General features: G+C 45.0%; 17 protein-coding genes. All 17 read right to left on the reverse strand.

Annotation, left to right across the window (positions count from 1 at the left end):
* Positions 1–30: 30 nt before the first annotated feature.
* The 17 genes from HMPREF9380_RS01385 to HMPREF9380_RS01305 all read right to left on the reverse strand — a co-directional run bounded on the left by HMPREF9380_RS01385 (position 31) and on the right by HMPREF9380_RS01305 (position 17,366).
* On the reverse strand, positions 31–1,482 hold the full coding sequence (locus tag HMPREF9380_RS01385) for a PTS galactitol transporter subunit IIC (protein ID WP_004193506.1): 1,452 nt from the start codon (positions 1,480–1,482) through the stop codon (positions 31–33).
* Between the two features lie 23 nt (positions 1,483–1,505).
* Positions 1,506–2,462: a 2-hydroxyacid dehydrogenase family protein gene (locus HMPREF9380_RS01380; RefSeq protein ID WP_004193507.1), complete on the reverse strand. Its 957-nt coding sequence runs from the start codon at positions 2,460–2,462 to the stop codon at positions 1,506–1,508.
* On the reverse strand, positions 2,455–3,486 hold the full coding sequence (locus HMPREF9380_RS01375) for a hypothetical protein (protein ID WP_004193509.1): 1,032 nt from the start codon (positions 3,484–3,486) through the stop codon (positions 2,455–2,457). Before HMPREF9380_RS01375 ends, HMPREF9380_RS01380 begins: the two co-directional genes overlap by 8 nt.
* Before the next feature lie 244 nt (positions 3,487–3,730).
* Positions 3,731–4,714, reverse strand: coding sequence for a LacI family DNA-binding transcriptional regulator (locus HMPREF9380_RS01370; protein ID WP_004193510.1), 984 nt, complete (start codon positions 4,712–4,714; stop codon positions 3,731–3,733).
* 108 nt (positions 4,715–4,822) lie between these two features.
* Positions 4,823–5,533: an L-ribulose-5-phosphate 4-epimerase gene (locus tag HMPREF9380_RS01365; protein WP_004193512.1), complete on the reverse strand. Its 711-nt coding sequence runs from the start codon at positions 5,531–5,533 to the stop codon at positions 4,823–4,825.
* Positions 5,533–6,396 (reverse strand): L-ribulose-5-phosphate 3-epimerase, encoded by an 864-nt coding sequence (locus HMPREF9380_RS01360; RefSeq protein ID WP_004193514.1) that lies wholly within the window; start codon positions 6,394–6,396, stop codon positions 5,533–5,535. The genes HMPREF9380_RS01365 and HMPREF9380_RS01360 overlap by 1 nt, the downstream gene beginning before the upstream one ends.
* A gap of 3 nt (positions 6,397–6,399) precedes the next feature.
* The gene (locus HMPREF9380_RS01355; protein WP_004193516.1) at positions 6,400–7,065 is read right to left on the reverse strand and encodes a 3-keto-L-gulonate-6-phosphate decarboxylase UlaD; all 666 of its coding nucleotides are present in this window, start codon (positions 7,063–7,065) and stop codon (positions 6,400–6,402) included.
* A gap of 53 nt (positions 7,066–7,118) precedes the next feature.
* Positions 7,119–7,604 (reverse strand): PTS sugar transporter subunit IIA, encoded by a 486-nt coding sequence (locus HMPREF9380_RS01350; RefSeq protein ID WP_032907732.1) that lies wholly within the window; start codon positions 7,602–7,604, stop codon positions 7,119–7,121.
* Positions 7,605–7,753: 149 nt separating this feature from the next.
* Positions 7,754–8,032, reverse strand: a complete 279-nt coding sequence (locus HMPREF9380_RS01345) for a PTS sugar transporter subunit IIB (protein WP_002899074.1) — start codon at positions 8,030–8,032, stop codon at positions 7,754–7,756.
* A gap of 40 nt (positions 8,033–8,072) precedes the next feature.
* On the reverse strand, positions 8,073–9,530 hold the full coding sequence (locus HMPREF9380_RS01340) for a PTS ascorbate transporter subunit IIC (RefSeq protein WP_004193521.1): 1,458 nt from the start codon (positions 9,528–9,530) through the stop codon (positions 8,073–8,075).
* Between the two features lie 444 nt (positions 9,531–9,974).
* Positions 9,975–10,232 carry a hypothetical protein gene (locus tag HMPREF9380_RS01335; RefSeq protein ID WP_004193523.1) on the reverse strand — a complete coding sequence of 86 codons (258 nt, stop codon included), beginning with the start codon at positions 10,230–10,232 and terminating at the stop codon, positions 9,975–9,977.
* A gap of 269 nt (positions 10,233–10,501) precedes the next feature.
* Positions 10,502–12,640, reverse strand: coding sequence for an ATP-dependent Clp protease ATP-binding subunit (locus HMPREF9380_RS01330; protein WP_004193525.1), 2,139 nt, complete (start codon positions 12,638–12,640; stop codon positions 10,502–10,504).
* A gap of 457 nt (positions 12,641–13,097) precedes the next feature.
* Positions 13,098–13,862 (reverse strand): amino acid ABC transporter ATP-binding protein, encoded by a 765-nt coding sequence (locus HMPREF9380_RS01325; RefSeq protein WP_032907733.1) that lies wholly within the window; start codon positions 13,860–13,862, stop codon positions 13,098–13,100.
* A 12-nt stretch (positions 13,863–13,874) separates the two neighbouring features.
* On the reverse strand, positions 13,875–14,561 hold the full coding sequence (locus tag HMPREF9380_RS01320; RefSeq protein ID WP_004193529.1) for an amino acid ABC transporter permease: 687 nt from the start codon (positions 14,559–14,561) through the stop codon (positions 13,875–13,877).
* Positions 14,562–14,564: 3 nt separating this feature from the next.
* Positions 14,565–15,257 carry an amino acid ABC transporter permease gene (locus tag HMPREF9380_RS01315; protein ID WP_004193532.1) on the reverse strand — a complete coding sequence of 231 codons (693 nt, stop codon included), beginning with the start codon at positions 15,255–15,257 and terminating at the stop codon, positions 14,565–14,567.
* A 207-nt stretch (positions 15,258–15,464) separates the two neighbouring features.
* Positions 15,465–16,349 (reverse strand): transporter substrate-binding domain-containing protein, encoded by an 885-nt coding sequence (locus HMPREF9380_RS01310; RefSeq protein ID WP_004193534.1) that lies wholly within the window; start codon positions 16,347–16,349, stop codon positions 15,465–15,467.
* A gap of 15 nt (positions 16,350–16,364) precedes the next feature.
* A complete protein-coding gene (locus tag HMPREF9380_RS01305) occupies positions 16,365–17,366 on the reverse strand; it encodes a uroporphyrinogen decarboxylase family protein (protein ID WP_004193536.1) in 1,002 nt (333 codons plus the stop codon).
* Positions 17,367–17,397 lie beyond the last annotated feature (31 nt).

The raw sequence follows: 17,397 nt of genomic DNA on the forward strand, positions 1-17,397 counted from the left end.
ACAGTCCTCCAAATTCAAATCTGTCATTCATTAGTCTTCGCTAATCATAATCTTTTCTTTACTTCCTTCAAAGCCACTATTTTTATCTGCCATTTTCCGCAAATAAGCGTAGATAGACTCGCGTTTTGTCCGTAGGAAGAAAAGAGACACTAGGTAAACAGCAATCGTCACGCCAATCCAAAGCGGATTGCCCGAAATCCAAGCAAAGAAGACGAGAGCCGTCAAAGGGTGAGCCAAAAGATTGAAACTCATAATCAAGACCACTCCTGCTGGCAAGACCGCTCCATATTGCTGCACAGCTTCCGTATAAATTGGACCGAGGGCGCTGGCCGCATAAAGTCCCAGTGAAAACCAAACGATTCCGTTTAGGATCGCCTTGAGGATATTTCCTTTTGATACGGCAATCATGGCTTCAATCATAAAGGGAATAGCAATCAAGTCAACGACTGGAAGCGCGCGGTTGCCCGGCAAAATCAAGGAAATCAAGACCATGATTGGCACCAGAATGAGCCCCGCAATGATAGTGGCAGGTTCACCAAAACCAACTCCGTCATCCACTGCGATAAACCAGCGTTTCTTGTCTGCCAGTCCGTCTTCTTCTTCGCTTTCTTTTTTCTTGTTCTTTTCGACCGCTTCAGCCAGAGGTCCGAAAGCGCTTGCAAAGACGCCTGTAATCAAGGGGAAAATGGTCATAACGGCTGCAAGTGACATGGCAAAACCTAGAATGCCACCCCAGACTTCCAAACTCGCCAGATTTTTCAAGCTACCGAGAATCCCGATAATCATCCCCAGCAAGAAACCGAGAGTCATGGGTTCTCCGAAAATTCCCAGCTTGGTTTTCAGCGATTCTGGATTGAGTTTGACCTTGTTAATACCGATAAGGTTCCACAGCGGATCCAATACTAAGGCTGGAATCAAGGTTTCGATATTGTGAATAGAGTTGATTGTTGCATTTTTGACTCTGTAGTATTCTGACCAGCGCTCTGCTACCACTTCTGACATAATCAGTGAGTAAAGAAGGACAAAGACCATGAAAGCAAAGGAGAGGATAAAGTTTCCTGTTGCCGCATAAGCCATGGTTCCCCAAATCATGTAACCGAAGTTATTCCAGAGATTGGACGGTACAAAGACCCGCGTAATCCCAAAAAGGAAAAGAAGCAACTCAATCAGCAGACCAAAAACGAAGAAGGACAGACCGATTGAAGAAGAGAAGGCAGTCAGAGAACCCGTTTGCCAACCGATGTCAACGATAGGCAAATTGAGCCCTGCCGTGTCAACCATTTGCTGGATGTACTTGGTTACCAGCGGTGTAAAAGCAGAGATGACCCAGCCAAATCCTGTCAAACCAACCCCCGCGCGCAGGGCACTGAAAAAAGCGCGCTTGGGACTGACTTTCAAGAACAGACTAACAATAAAAATCATTACTGGCACAACGATTGTTGCACCAAAAACATCGAAAAATTTTTGTAAGGCTTCTAGCATAGTTTTACCCTTTTTCCTTTATTTTATTTGTTTACGACATTGACAGGGTTCCCTTCGAAGAAGGAAAGAATATTCGCTGCGGCTTCTGCTGCCAAGGTACGGCGACCTTCAATCGTTCCCGTTCCTGCATGCGGCGCCATGATAACATTGTCCAAAGCGCGAAGCTCTTCAGAAACTTCTGGCTCAAACTCAAAGACATCCAAACCAGCTCCCGCTATCTCTCCAGTTTTAAGCGCTTCAATCAAGTCTTCTTCAGACACAATCGGACCACGCGCTGCATTGATTAGATAGCTTCTGTTCTTCATTTTCTTGAACACTTCTTTGTTAAATTTGTGGTGAGTGGACGGTAGAGACGGAGCATGAATGGTAATGACATCAGCCTTCTCAACCAAATCATCAAATTCCACATAGCTAACGCCCAATTCTTTTTCCCTCTCCTCTGGCAATCGATAGAGGTCGTGATAGAGCACTTTCATCCCAAAAGCCTTGGCGAAGCCAGCCACAGTTGAACCAATACGCCCCATACCGTAGATACCAAGCGTTGCGCCCTCAAGTGTCAGCCCTTGATAGCGTCTTTCGCTCGGGTCAATCCAGTTTCCTGTACGGACAATCTTGTCATAGAAGGCTAAACGTTTGGTAGCGGCTAAGAGAAGGGCAAAAGTCATTTCAGCTGTCGGTACCCGCACGGCTTGCGGCGAATTGGAGACCACAATCCCTTTTTGTTTGGCGTATTCGATGTCCACATGGTCAAAACCAACCGCATTAAGAGAGATGATTTGCAAGTTTTTCCCCGCATCGATCATTTCCTTGTCCCCTTTTTGTCCCATTAAGAGCCAAGCGTCGTACTCAGGCAAGTGTTCCAGCACATAGTCGCGTGAAAACGGCTCCCCGTCTGAGTAGGTCACGTCGTACTTTTCCATTAGCTTGACCAAGCCTTCCTTAGGCACAATTCCCGTCACAAGAACTTTCTTCTTAGGCATTCTTTTCCTCCTTTTGTAGTTCGTAAAGAGCAACTGTATTTTTCCCATTATTCGCCGAAAAGATATAGGATTTTCCAGCTTTTTCAAAAGCCAAACAGTTGCTAGAAGCAACTTCTGGAGCAATCATGTGTTCCAGAAAACGTCCATTTTCATAGGTAAAAGCAAGCAAGTGCTTCTTCCCTGAGCGCCAGCCAAAGACAAAGGTTGGCTGACCGAGTAAAGTCCCCGACCAGATAGCGTGCCCAAAAGGCGTCGCTTCTGGATAGGCAAATAATTCCTCCTTAAAATCTTCTGACAAAATTCGCAAGCTATCGCCATGGAAAGCCTGGATAATCATATTTTCCAGACGACCGTCACCGTCCATGTCCAACTGCACAATATCGCTCGTTTCTTCATCAAAGAGCTGGGTCAAAGTCCAGTCAGACGCACCCTGCGGATAGTCCAAACGATAAATCCCTTCCACCGCTGTGATAAGCGAGTAATGCTCCGCGTGAACAGGATAGTAACCGTGATTTTTCTTGAGCCGAAGTGGCAATTCTTCTACATTTGTCAGCTGCCTTACCTGTTTATCAAAATGACCGACAAAAATTTTCCCGTCATCCGACCAGTCCTCGACAAACTGCTTGGAATTGGCAATCGTACAACCGATAAAAAGAATAGCTCCACGCTCATTGTCAACTAAATCAAAGCGATGCAGATAAGGAAAAGCCCCCACTTCCGTGATTGTCCACTTGCCCTCGCCCTCGAACTGTCCGTGAACAATCCGGCAATCCTTGGCATCAAAACCGGGATAAAAGCGCTGGGTTGCCAAGAAATCCAGCGTCCCTGGCACTTGGATAATGGACATGGTGCCACCAACCTCGCTCCAAACCACCGTCCTTGCGAAATCGCGATTGACATCATAGGCCAAGCAGGCATTTTCGGTCTCCGAAGCCACCAAAAGATAGTCGTTAGCGCTATCGGTCAACCTTGCAACGGCATAGCAGGCATCCAAGGGGTCGCTTAATATTGTTTTACTATTCACTTGGTCTCCTTTCTAGACGAGCAATCAACCTTTCACTGCGAAATTATTTTCAAACTCTGGGCGAAGCGGTTAACTTATTTTCAAAAAATAAAAGTGAACTACGTTTCCCTTATAAAATAATGCTTTAATTATGGTTAACCGTTTCACTTTTCTACTGTCATAGTATACACTATTCTCTTTAGAATTGCAAGCGGTTTCAAAAAATATTTTAAAAAAAGTATCCACTCGTGCGAATACTTCATTTCTAAAAAGAGCTTCTAAGAACTGTAAAGCTAGGAACGACAAGGAGTTGAGCAGGTTCCGCCGCTAGCTCTCCTCTTAATTTTTTGATTAGATGTTCTGCTGCCACTTGACCAATTTTATAAGAATCTTGGCGAATACAGGACACATTCGGATTTAAAACCTCCATCCATTCCAAATCCTCGTAGGAACCCAGACCAAAATCACGGGGATAGCTGTAGTCGGTCTTGTTCAAGATTTTCATAAAATCAAGTAGGGCTGGGCCGTTCATGGTGAAAAAAGCGATTTTTTCTTGCCTTTGCTCAATCAACTGAAGAATTTTTTGAGCTGTCCCGTCTTGTCCCAAAACCAAAAGTTTCTCTGGGTCAGCCGAAACCTCTTCTTTAAAGCCCTGATAACGCATTTCCCGCGTCGAAATCCCCTCAATCGGAAAGGTGACAAAGTAAATGTCTTCATAGCCTGCCTTCTTCATTTCTGCCAGAAAAGCCTTGGTCGAGTTACGATTATTAGATACAACCGTGTCCAGCGTCACTTCTCTCGATTGCCTGTCCACTAGAACCGTCCGCTTCTTACTCAGCTTTTGAATCAGGAGCGAATTGGCATCCACCGTATCGAGAATAATCCCTGAGACATTCTGCTGCTGAAGCCGCTCGATATTTTCCTGCTCAATCAGCTGGTCATTGTCCGAATTGGTAAAGTTAACCGTGTAGCCGTATTTCTTGCAAGTGTCATGAATTCCTTTGATAACTGAGGAAATGAAGGGGTTGGTGATATCCGCAATCACAACGCCAATCGTCTTGGTGTCTCTGGTCACCAAACTCTGCGCCATTTTGTTGGGTTGATAGCCCGTTTCTTCAATGGCCAGCCGGATTTTCTCCCTCGTCTCCAAAGACATTTTCCGCATATTTCCATTTAAGTAATAGGAAATCGTCGCCTTGGACACCCCAACCAAGCTAGCAATATCATTGATTGTTACTTTTTTTGTCATTTTGTTCTTTCTAACTCATCAAATTGCATTTATTATACCACTTTAAAAATCAAGATGCCACTTAAAACCAACACAAAAAAGCAATCCCTGGGACTGCTCTTTGTTTTTTTAATGACTAGCGCCTTTTTGCCCATAGTAAGCGTTCGGTCCGTGTTTGCGGAGGTAGTGCTTGTCCATGAGGTATTTTGGTGCTTCTTTGACATCGGGTTTGATTTGCTCGGTGAAGCGCGCCATTTTGGCAACTTCTTCCAAGACAACGCTGTGGTAAACCGCAGCTTCTGGCGTCTTGCCCCAAGTAAAGGGACCGTGGTTGCGCACAGTGACACCTGGCACTGCCATGGGGTCAATGTCGCGCTCGCGGAAGGTTTCAATAATCACGGTGCCTGTTTCTTTTTCGTAGGCCGTGTTGATTTCGCTTTCTGTCAATGAACGTGCCGCTGGAATGGGACCGTAGAAATAATCCGCATGCGTCGTTCCGTAAAATGGAATATCGCGCCCAGCCTGTGCCCAGCCAACCGCTTCCGTTGAGTGCGTGTGAACAACGCCACCGACTTTTGGGAAAGCCTTGTAGAGCTCCACGTGGGTAGCCAAGTCAGATGACGGATTGAGGTCGCCTTCAACGATATTGCCATCCAAGTCGACCACAACCATATTTTCCGGACTGAGCTTATCGTAGTCCACACCGCTCGGTTTGATGACAATCAAGCCCGCTTCGCGGTCCACCGCAGAGACATTTCCCCAAGTAAACTTAACCAAGCCATGTTTTGGTAGGTCACAATTAGCCTTGTAAACGCGCTCTCTTAATTCTGGTAACAGCATTAGTTTAACCCCGCTTTCTCAATGAGTGGATAAAGGAAATCTTGGGCTTCTTTGATAGCCGCCTTGGTTTCCTCTACCGTTGGACAATTTTCAGACCACATTTCAATCAAAAATGGCCCTTGATAATTGGTTTCTTTTAAAATTCTGAAAGTATCTTCCCAGTTGACACAACCTTGACCAAAAGGCACATCGCGGAATTGCCCCTTGGACTGCTCGGTCACGGCATAGGTATCTTTCAAATGCAGGGCTGCAATGGCTTGATGGCCCAGCAGAAACTCGCTGTAAAGGTCATTGTGCCAAGCAGAGACATTGCCCGTATCCGGATAGACAAAGAGATAAGGCGAATTGATTTCTTTCGCGACAGCCAGATATTTCTCAATGCTGTTGATAAAAGGATCATCCATAATCTCAATCGCCAGCATGACCTGAGCCTGCTCCGCCCAATCACAAGCTTGACGGAGGTTTTTCAGGAAGCGAGCACGAGTTGCAGGAGATTTCTCCTCATAATAAACATCGTAGCCTGCTAGCTGAATGACCCGTACTCCCAAGTCCTGAGCCAACTCGATACATTGCTTCATGGTTTCCAGCGACTTGGCTTCGAGGGCTGGATCGTTTGATCCTAGTGGATAGCGGCGGTGCCCAGAAAAGCAGATAGTCGGAATGCGGACACCCGTTTCATAAACGGCCTTGACCACTTCAAAGCGTTCTTCCTTACTCCATTCCAAGCGCGCTAAGCGAGCATCGCTTTCATCCACCGACATTTCAACAAAGTCAAAGCCTAGTTCTTTGGCAAAAGCTAAACGCTCGCTCCAAGAAAAATGCTTGGGTGTTGCCTTTTCATAAATTCCAATTGGACGTGCCATGGCCTACCCCCAAATTCGCTTGATTTCATCTTTAAAGGCCCGCGCAGCAGCAGCTGGATCTTCAGCTTCAGTAATACCGCGTCCAGCAATGAAGGTGAAGACATCAACTCCTTCAAAGAGTTTGAGCGTATCAATATTCAGACCGCCTGTCACTGATACGCGGAAGCCCATCTCAATCAGTTTCTTGACCTTATTAAGATCCTTTTCTCCCCAAGTTTCCCCAGCCAAGAGAGCATCGCGGGATTGATGGTAAATGGCCTGCGAAATACCGGCATCCAGCCAAGTCTGAGCTTGTTCATAAGTCCAGTCTCCGTAGAGTTCGACCTGAATTTCCCCACGTTGGCCGCGCTCTTCCTGAATAGCTTTCAAGGCCGCCTTCATAGTTGGAAGGGTGGCTGAGCAGATACAGGTCATCCAGTCTGCACCACGCACTGCATTGTTCTTAGCTACCGTTCCGCCGGCATCCGCACACTTGGTGTCAGCTACGATGACTTTCTCTGGAAAAAGACTGCGGAGCACTTCGACGAGCTCGCTTCCCACTTGCAGGAGACAAACCGTTCCTGCCTCAATCACATCCACTTCATGACCGACAGAGACAGCAGCCTTGATAGCTCCCTGCAAATCTGAATGGTCCAACGCCACCTGTAAATTTGGAATCTGTTTTGACATCTTTTTACCTCATTTCTTAGTTTCAGTTGCAATCAATTATCTCTAAGCATGCATTAGGAATCTAAATCCAGACCCTGCAAGTAAGGGCTGTCCTTGGATTCCTCTATCAGAGCCAGCACTTCTTCTTCTGATTGGCAAGCCTTGAGGCGCTCAATGGAATTTTCCAACTCAAACAGAGCAATAATCTGCGGAATGGCCACGCTGGTATGAATCTTGGAACTGGTAGCCGCCAAAGAAAGCAGAATACTAACCTCCTTGCCATCTGAAAAAGTGACTGGTTCTGTCAGTGTAATCAGGGAGAAGGCGTCGCGATTAACCCCTGCTTCTGGTCTGGCATGAGGCATAGCCATGCCTGGCATGAGAATGTAATAAGGTCCATATTCTTCTGTCGACTCGACGATGGCATCGTAGTACTGAGGCTGAACAGCTCCGCTCTCAATCAAGGGCTCTACTGATAGCTTGACTGCTTCCTGCCAAGTCTCGGCTGAAAGACCTAAACGAATGGATTTGTTGTCTGTCAATGCTTGTTTTAAATTCATTTCTCTTCCTTTCATTAGATACAAGGGGCATCTTCAATACTTTCCAGAATTTTAGCCCCTGCGCAATCTCACAATAGACAATAATAGGAAGGTGGGGCAGCCTAACCACCCTACCCTAACTGAGAACCCATCTTCATAGATAGAAATTCTTACAATACCTGACTTAATTTTTCAGTGATTTCCTTATCATCCATCAGGTTGTCCAAGCCGATTAATTTCCCATTGGTGCGGCCTTCCAATTCATTGATTAAATGCAGAGAAGCAATCACGATATCGTAGCCTGAAGCTAAACTTTTAGCCTCCCCGACACTGCAGGAGTTGACTGTGAAGTCTGTCTGTCCCAAATTACGCAGCGCATTTTCCACTTTCATTTTAATCACCATAGATGATCCCATGCCGTTTCCGCATGCTGTTAATACTTTAACCATTTTAGTTTCCTCCGAAATCTTATTTTATAGTCATAGAAGTTTATTCTTCTGCCTGTACCTGACCTTGATAGTAGGCTTCCTTATCCTTAGCTCTAGCGAATTGCAGCTGAGGAATGAGCAAGAAGAAGAAGCAAACCAGAGCATAACCTATAATACCCAGATATTTGAAGATGTAGCCAAAGCCTAACCATGGAATTTCAAAGTCGATATTACCGTGATATCCGCCATAAGAAGCCAAGCCCAGCAGAGCCACACAGAGAGCACCAAGGGCTACCTGCAGCACACCTGAAATAAACGATAGGACAAGGGCTGCTTTCCAGCCACCACGTTTATCAGCATAGACTGCAATCGCTGCATTGTCAAAGAAGACAGGAACGAAACCAGTGATAATCAGGATTGGATTTTTGAAAATAATCAGCAGTACAATGGTAATCAGCTGACCAACCAAACCAAAGACAAAGCCAGAGAGAACGGCATTTGGTGAGCCAAAGCCATAAGACGCTGCCACATCCACCGCAGGGAAGGAACCTGGTAAGAGCTTGCTTGAAATACCTTGAAAGGCATTAGTCAGCTCAGATACGAACATACGCACCCCTTGCATGAGGATGAAGAGATAGACAGAGAAGGTAAAGGCTGTCTGAATGATATACATATAGAAGTCTTGCTTAGCAGGGTCAAATGGTGTACCAGTCGTGATAACTTCTTTGTTGGCCATAACATCTGGGCCCAATACTAAGAGAATAGCACCGAAGAAGACTAGCATCAAAGTTGCAGAAGCAACAACTGTATCATGGAAGATAGACAGAAACTTAGGCAGCTTCAGATTGTCCAGATTTTCTTCTTTTTTACCAAAGAAAGGCGCAACCTTATCAACGAACCAGATAGCAAATTGCTGCTGGTGACCGATGGCGAAACCACCACCGCCAGTCAAACGCTGAGTAGCTTCGACAGTCATATTGGAACTGACAGCCCAGTAGAGACCACAGATGAGGCCGATAGCCAAAGTTCCCCAGCTATTGCGCAGCTGCGGTACCAGCAAGAGCACCATCAGTGATACAGTAGCAGCCTGCTGAACCATGATGTGACCAGTGATGAAGAGAGTCCGAATTTTAGTGACCTTACGGAAAGCTACTAGTAGGATGTTGAAGCCAAAGCCAATCAAGAGCGCTGTTGTAGCTGTTCCGACAAAGTTTGGAAACTCTTCCGCAATCTTTGTATTCGCCGCTGTCAATCCAAAGTAAGGATCAATGACCGCCGCCCCGATTTTGAACTTAAAGTTCAGGGCTGCCAGAATTGGCCGGAAAGTATTCACCAGACCGGCTGCTCCGGCATTAAGAATTAAATAGCCGACCGTTGCTTTAATGAAGCCAGCGAACACATCGTGAGCCGGTTTCTTAAGCAGTGCATAACCGATTAGCACCAAAAGGCCGACGAAGAAAGCTGGATTTTGCAGAATGTTCTGCGAGAACCAATTTAGAATATTAAGAAGGATATTCATGGTAACTCCCCTTTATTTTTTATTTTTCTTATTCTTATAGATTTATTATAAATCTTGAAAACGGTAACAAAAAGACCAAGAATTACACAGGCGACTGTTCACTCTTGGACTGTCAAAAAAATCTGCCCATAAGGACAGAAAAAAGTAAGAAAGTGAGCATGGCTGCTCCTAAATTCGACTGCGCCTCTGGCTTGTCTCATTAAGTTTTTACAGAACCTAGTTTTCGCTTACGCTCAAACTGCATCTATGCCTCTAAGCTCTGCTCGACTCTTCTAGCTGGCAATCACTAAGAAATTAGCGGAACGTAGACTTCGCTTGCGTTCAGTCTGCATCAATGCCTCTAAATTCGACTGCGCCCACGGCTTGTCTCATTAAGAGGCATAGAAAAACCCAGCTAGCCAAATGGTTAACTGGGTTAGGGTTGAGCTACATCATAATTTTAAACTATCCTGCAGCCTTTTGATGAATGGTGATACCATATTTTTCATGGTTCTCTTCATACCAATTAATTAAAGCCATCGCAGTTTGATAGGTTATGTTTTTAATTTTACTAGTTCCTTTAGTTAAAGTCAGGATACTCATCTTGCTGATGTTTGCATCCGTCGCAATTCTATAACTAGTTAAAGTTCCATTAACCAACAACTGAACAACAGCCTCAACTTTTTGGTAGTCAGGCATCGTTGTAATATCCAACTTTTTCATAATTAAATCCTCTCCTAAAATTTAATTTACTAATCTATTATACACTTTTTTCTGATATTTCCATATATAAAAACTTGAAAATATACAAAAAAATTAGAACATAATGTATTGAACTGTCAACTTATGCTATTTTATAGGCTTTTGATGTTTTTTTATAACTACTTTTAAAAAATAGAGATTTTTTTTACTTTCATATATGAAAACAGCTTATAAATATAGATTTTATAAAATATGCTGAGAAATTTTCTCAGCATATGGTTTAGTAAGCTTTATTCTGCCTGCTTGTCTTTTTCAGATGCGGCAGCACCCTTTTCACGAATAACTAAGACACCATCTTCTAAATCGGCTGTCAAGTGCTTAGCATCTAGATTATCCAAGTGGAAGTCAGTCACCTTGTCACGAATTTGCTGCTCGATGACACGGCGGAGCGGACGAACACCCATGACTTGGTCATAACCAGCATCGCGCAGGAATTCCTTAGCTGCATCAGATACAGCCAGATCAATTTCTTTCTTGCTCAAGGTTTGATTTACTTCGATCAGCATGAGATTAACAATCTCCATCAAATCTTCTTTCTTGAGATGAGAGAACTCAATAACCGCATTGAAACGATTGAGGAACTCTGGGCGGAAATAAGCTTTGAGTCGATCCATCAGATCAGGCTTTTCAGCATCCTCTTCCAAGCCTGCTTCGTAGCCAAAGCCAGCATTGGAGGTCGCAATGATAACTGTATTCTTGAAGTTGACTGTATTCCCTTGACCATCTGTCAAACGACCGTCATCCAGAACTTGAAGGAGAAGGGTAATCACTTGTGGATCCGCCTTTTCAATCTCATCCAAGAGAATGATAGAGTAAGGATTGCGGCGTACACGCTCGGTCAAAGTGTTATTGTTGTCATCATATCCGACATAGCCTGCAGTCGTACCAATCAGCTTGGAAACAGCAGTCCGGTCAGAGTATTCAGACATATCCAGACGGATAATGGCCTCTTTAGTACCGAACATATCTAGAGCTAGTTGCTTAGCTAGCTCAGTCTTACCAACACCAGTTGGTCCAACAAAGAGGAAGCTTCCGATTGGACGGTTGCCTTCATCAAATCCTGCACGGTTACGGCGAATAGCTTTAGCCACAGCTTCTACAGCCTTATCTTGGCCAATCACCTTGGCTTTGAGACGGTCATTCATGCCCTTGAGGCGCTCAATGTCGCTGGCACCCATCTGAGATACTGGTACACCCGTCATCCGTTCAACAGACTCTGCTACGTCGTTGACTGTAGCTGTCACCTTCATATCCTCAGTGTGATTTTGAATTTTCTTTTCTAGCTCTTCAATGCGAGTCTTAGCATTCAGAGCTGCTTCATAATCTTCTTTCTCAACAGCCGCTTCCTGCTTGTCTTTCTGTTCAGCAATCTCATTTTCAACCGCATGAACATCAGTCACTGGATGCTGGGCTGCCAAGTGGGCAGCAGTCACGTCGACCAGGTCAATCGCCTTGTCTGGCAGGCTTCGTTGTGGAATATACTGAACAGAGTAATCCACAGCCGCTTTCAGCACTTCATCCGGCAGGATGACATTGTGGTGCTTTTCGTACAAGTCCCGAATGCCTCGAAGGATCTGATAGGTATCTTCGGCCGACGGTGCATTGACCTTGACTTCATTGAAACGACGAGCCAAAGCTGCATTTTTAAGGATAGTATTACGGTACTCGTCCTGAGTAGTAGCCCCGATAACTGTCAACTCACCACGAGAAAGTGCTGGTTTAAGAATATCCGCCATGCCCTTAGAGCCACTATCTCCACCGATAGATCCTGCTCCTAGGATTTGATGGATTTCATCAAAGAAGAGGATAATGTTGCCGGCTTCCTTGACTTCATTGACTAAGTTTTGGATATTTTCTTCAAAGCTACCACGATATTGAGTACCAGCTTCCAGACCGGAAATATCAACAGAGATGATTTCCTTATTCTTGATAGCCGCTGGCACATCACCATTGACGATAGCCTGAGCCAATCCTTCTACGACGGCTGTCTTACCAACTCCGGCATCTCCGACCAATACAGGATTGTTCTTGGTCCGACGAGAAAGGATTTCAGCAGTTTCTTGGATTTCCTTATTGCGTCCAATGACTGGATCTAACTTACCATCACGAGCTTCCTGAGTTAGATTGCGACCTAGCTTAGCCAGGATACCATCCTGCTTAGGTCCTTGAGCAGCAGCTTGTCCAGTTTGCTCACCTGTTCCTTGACCAGGGAGCTTGCCAGTAGCCCGGTACTGAGCAAACTCTTCCGGTGTGACCTCTCTACCATTAATCAAGTAGCGCCGGTGTTCGCTGTTGTAGCCACCCATGCGTCCCATAAGTTGGTTGAAAAGGTCGTCCATATTGTTAAAATTGTTGTAGTTGTTGTTCATAGCATTACCTCGCTGTTTTCATATTTTGCTTTACATAATTTTTGATTTTACCAAAGTTTCAGATAAGAAATCTCTTCCTTATCCACTATAAATATTCATTTGGGAGATCTTCTCCAATCAATTATTTTACATAACTTATTTCATTTCCAAAAATCAAGACTGATTCAGTCTCTATTTTTATGAGTGAATTAAATCTCTTTCAGAAGAAGATGATTTTACATAACTTTAAATCCTCCCAAAAATAATTGCCTTCCGGCTGTATTCATATCTTCTGATTAAATTTACGTAAACTTTTTTGTTTACAGTTGTAATTTTATCATGACAGAATCTATTTGTCAATAGATTTTACATAATTTTTTAAAATAAATTTACAAATGTAATCAAAATTATCATTGAGGCCCTTTTTATCCCTATAAAGACGCTTTTTTATAATAAAAATCTGGACAGAATCCAGATTTTAAATCATATACTCTACACTATAGCTGGCATCCGACAGAATGCGGGACAGAAACTGTTTGGTCCGCTCTTCCTTCGGGCTAGAGAAGAATTCCTGAGGAGGATTTTCTTCGACGATATGGCCTCCGTCCATAAAGATGACATGGTTGGCCACATCACGGGCAAAGCTCATCTCGTGGGTCACAACGACCATGGTCACTCCCTCCTGAGCCAGCTGCTTCATGACACTAAGAACTTCGCCGACCAGTTCCGGATCTAGCGCCGAAGTTGGTTCATCCAGCAGAATAACGTCTGGCTTGACAGCAATGGCGCGGGCAATCCCAATCCGCTGCTGCTGGCCGCCTGATAGCTGGGAAGGATAGTAGTCTTTGTAGGCCAAGAGACCCACGCGCTTCAAGGACTTTTCCGCAATCTCAAGCGCTTCTTCCCTCGGTATCTTACGAGCGATCACTAAGCCCTCTAAGATATTTTCAAGGGCTGTTTTATTGGCAAAGAGATTATAATGTTGGAAGACAAAGGCTGTCTTTCTACGAATTTCCAAAATCTCCTTTTTGCTGAGTTTAGCCAAATCATAGTCCTTACCAGACAAAGTCAGCTGGCCGCTATCCGCTTTTTCTAAGTGATTCAGACAGCGCAGAAATGTTGTTTTCCCAGAGCCTGAGGGTCCCAGAATAACCACAACATCACCTTGATTGACCTTGAGACTGACATCTGCCAGCACCTGGTGCTCTCCAAATCGTTTGGAGATATGTTTTACTTCTAACATAATCATTCCTTCCTAAGCAAGAGCATAGCGCTTTTCCAAGCCCCTAAAAATCCACTGAATCAAGCCACAAATAATGAGATAAATAACAAAAATCACCAGATAAGACTCTGAATACTGGTAAGAATGGGAGGCCTCTATCTTAGCCAAGGCTGTGATATCCTTGACCGTCATGACAAATACCAGCGAGGTTCCCTTGACTAGATTGATAACCAGATTGGCCAGATTGGGCAGGGCAGAACGCAATGCCTGAGGAAAAACAACTCTCCGATAGGCTTGAAAATTCGTTAAACCAATCGCTTGAGCCGCCTCCAACTGCCCTTTATCCACCGTCAAAATGGCAGAGCGCAGAATTTCCGACAAACTGCCTGTCGTCATCAGGCTATAGATGATGAAAGCATAGTAAAGCGGATTGAACTTAAAGACGTCTACCTGACTGCCCAGACTTTTAAAAATTTGATTCAGTAAACTAGGAAAAAGACTGTAGAAAAAGAGAATAAGCAAAATAGGAGGCGTCGCCCGAATGAAGGCCAGATAAACCACCGAAAAGGTCCGCACACCCCAAACTTTATAAATCTGCCCCAGAGCTAGAAGCAGAGCTGGAATAAAGCTGATCAGAATAGCAACCACCATAATAATCAGGGTTACTGGTATGCCTTTCAAAGTAACCAGAAAGGTATTTACAATATAATTCAAATCCATGCTTTACCTCTCCTTGACTGTCAGACTTTTTTCCAGAAGCTGGGAAGCCAGCGAAACCACTAGGGCAATCCCCCAGTAAATCAAGGCCACCGCTGTATAGGTTTCTAGGGAATAATTGCCTAGATTACGGCTGATGAGATTTTGCCCCGCTCCCATGACATCAACAGCTCCAATCGTATAAGCCAGCGCAGCATCCCGCATGAGATTAAGAAGGGCAGTAGTAAGATTGGGCAGGGCGATGCGAAAAGCCTGTGGCAGGACGATGCGCAGAAAAGTCTGCACCGGTGTCAAGCCAATACTGAGACCTGCCTCGGTCTGTCCCTTGGGAACAGCAAGATAGGCTGCCTTGAAGACTTCCGCAATCATAGCCGCAAAGAGCAGAATCATGGTGATGATAACAAAAACAGTCCGCGACCAATTATTGATATCCAGCCCCAGCCACCATTCTAAAAACTCTGGAATGCCATAAAAAACCAAGAAAAGCAAGACGATAGGCGGTGTACACCTAAGGATAAATATATATCCTCTAGCCAGACCAGCGAAAGACTGCTCCTCAGAAATCTGAGCCCAAGCCAACAGACCACCTAGCAAGGAGCCAATCAAAGCTGTCACAAACATAATCCATAAAGTGGTCGGCAGAGCCTGCAGCAGACTAGGCAGCAGACCAAAGACACGGGATAAGTCATATGAGACCATAATTTTCTTCTCCTTCGACAGTAATTAGATAGAATAAGCTTCTCTTGGACGGGCACTTTCAGCTTGGAGCAGCCATGCTCTCGCCTAGCTATCCTCTTTGAAAATTCCTTCAAACAGCAGCAAGGTCAGCTTAGAAACCACCAACTCTATATTCAGCTAGCTTCTCAGTCAGCCTTTTGATTTTCCATAATCAGCAGACAGCAGCAACTAATCCTTGTCCACATAAGAGAAGACATCTTCTCCGAAATACTTTTCAGATAGTTTAGCCAAGGTTCCGTCTTTTTCCAGTTCCTTAATTGCTTTCTCATATGCCTTGGCAAATTCTTCATTTTTTTCGTTTTTATGAAGCAGAGGATAGGTCGGAATCCCCTTGTAAGGGAACCAAGTCAGTTGATCCGCATACTGATGGTATGAACCTTCCTTGTCTGTCACTGCTTTTTCAAAAGACAGCTTGATGTCAAAGAAGGCATCGTAGCGCCCTTCCAGAACCCAAGCATAAGCATCAGCCACCTTGAAGGACTCTGCTGCAGTCAAATCAATAGGAGCACCGCTATGCTTTTGGTTATACTCTTCGATAACGGCCCATTGAGCATTCTGCGGAGAGATTGGTACCAGCTTGCCCTTTTCCTTGGCAAAATCATCAATGGTCTTGTATTTTTCAGAGTCTTCCTTGCGGATAGTGAAACCGATAATGCTAGCGCCGATTGGGCTTTTTGGAATGATGAACTTCTTCGCCCGCTCTTCGGTGTACCATGCTCCCTTGGTTCCGATGTCATATTTTCCAGATTCCAGACCGACTAAGAGATCTTCATCACTGGTACCAGTATATTCAAACTGATAGTCTGGCAGCTTTTCATCAATGGCCTTGAGAACAGCAACCTCATAGCCATCTGATTCTCCCTTTTCATCTACAAAGTCATAAGGAACATAGTTCTGTGTATGAGCCACTTTCAAAGTCGTGACCTTGTCACTGCCTGATGCAGAGCTGCTCGTCTTGCTAGATGAAGCACCTGTCAAGGTCCGCCCCAAATAAGTCGCCGCTACAATAGCAATCACTGCTGCTCCACCAATAATCCATTTTTTCTTGCTCATTCTTTCGTCTCCTTCTTATGCTAAGCTTGCTGCTTGGCGAACCCACTGAATCCGCTCTGCCTCAATATCGCTTGGAATAGTACAGTCAGCCCCGATAATCAAAGCTTCCTTGCCAGCCTCTGCTATCAACCGCTTGGTCTCATCTTGAATAGCCGCTTGGCTGCCCGTGTAAAGCAGGCCGTCCTTGCCATTTTCAAAGCCACCCAGAACAGTCCGGCCGCCAAACAATTTCCGGCCCTCTGCTAGGCTGATGCCTTCTGGCCCCACTGCCCAGTTGATGACCTGAGCTGGATAGTCAGTGAAAAGATGAACATCGTTTCGCGCGCCTTCGTAACCGCAAATATGCAGGATATTCACTCCGCCAGCCGCGTTGGCTGCTTCCAGCACCGCCAATTCACTCGGAGCAATAAAAGCCTTATAGTCTTCAGCCGACACCCGCGCATCCTGAATGCTCTGAACGCTGAGGTAGATTCCATCCGCACCAGCTTCCTTGATAATTCGCTCCGTCAGAGCTGCAATATCTTGAGCAATCACATCCAGCACCCGCTTCGTGAGCACTGCATCCTCTGCCAGGAAATCTGCAATGATATCATCCCCTCCGGCAACCTTACCGACCAACCATTTGAAGTAGGTCACTGGCGCAAAAATATTGTAAATAGCGACCAAGTCCTCTGTAAAGCCAGCCCTAATCTTCTGAACCAGTTCCACCTGCTCACTAATCCAAGGGTGATCAGCACCTAGCGGCTCAATAGCTGCCAACTCTTTGATAGATTGGACTTTTTTCAAGTGCTCGTTAGGATAGGCAAAATAACCATCACTCATCAGCTTGATAAAGTCTGGCTCGACTTCTGCCAGAAAAGCTTGATGACCGGACAGATTTTTATCAATAATGGCCTGATTTCCAAAACCAGCCAGCCACTCCTCTTCGCTGGTAAAATGATGCCAGAAACCAACTGGCACTCGGTCAACGGACTCTCCTCTGAAAGCCTTCAGTACTAATTCTCTTTTTGAAGTCATCTTCTCTCCTTTTTTATTGTTCCTATCTAGC

Origin of the sequence: Streptococcus sanguinis SK49 (assembly GCF_000212815.1) — a bacterium.
GTDB lineage: Bacteria > Bacillota > Bacilli > Lactobacillales > Streptococcaceae > Streptococcus > Streptococcus sanguinis_C.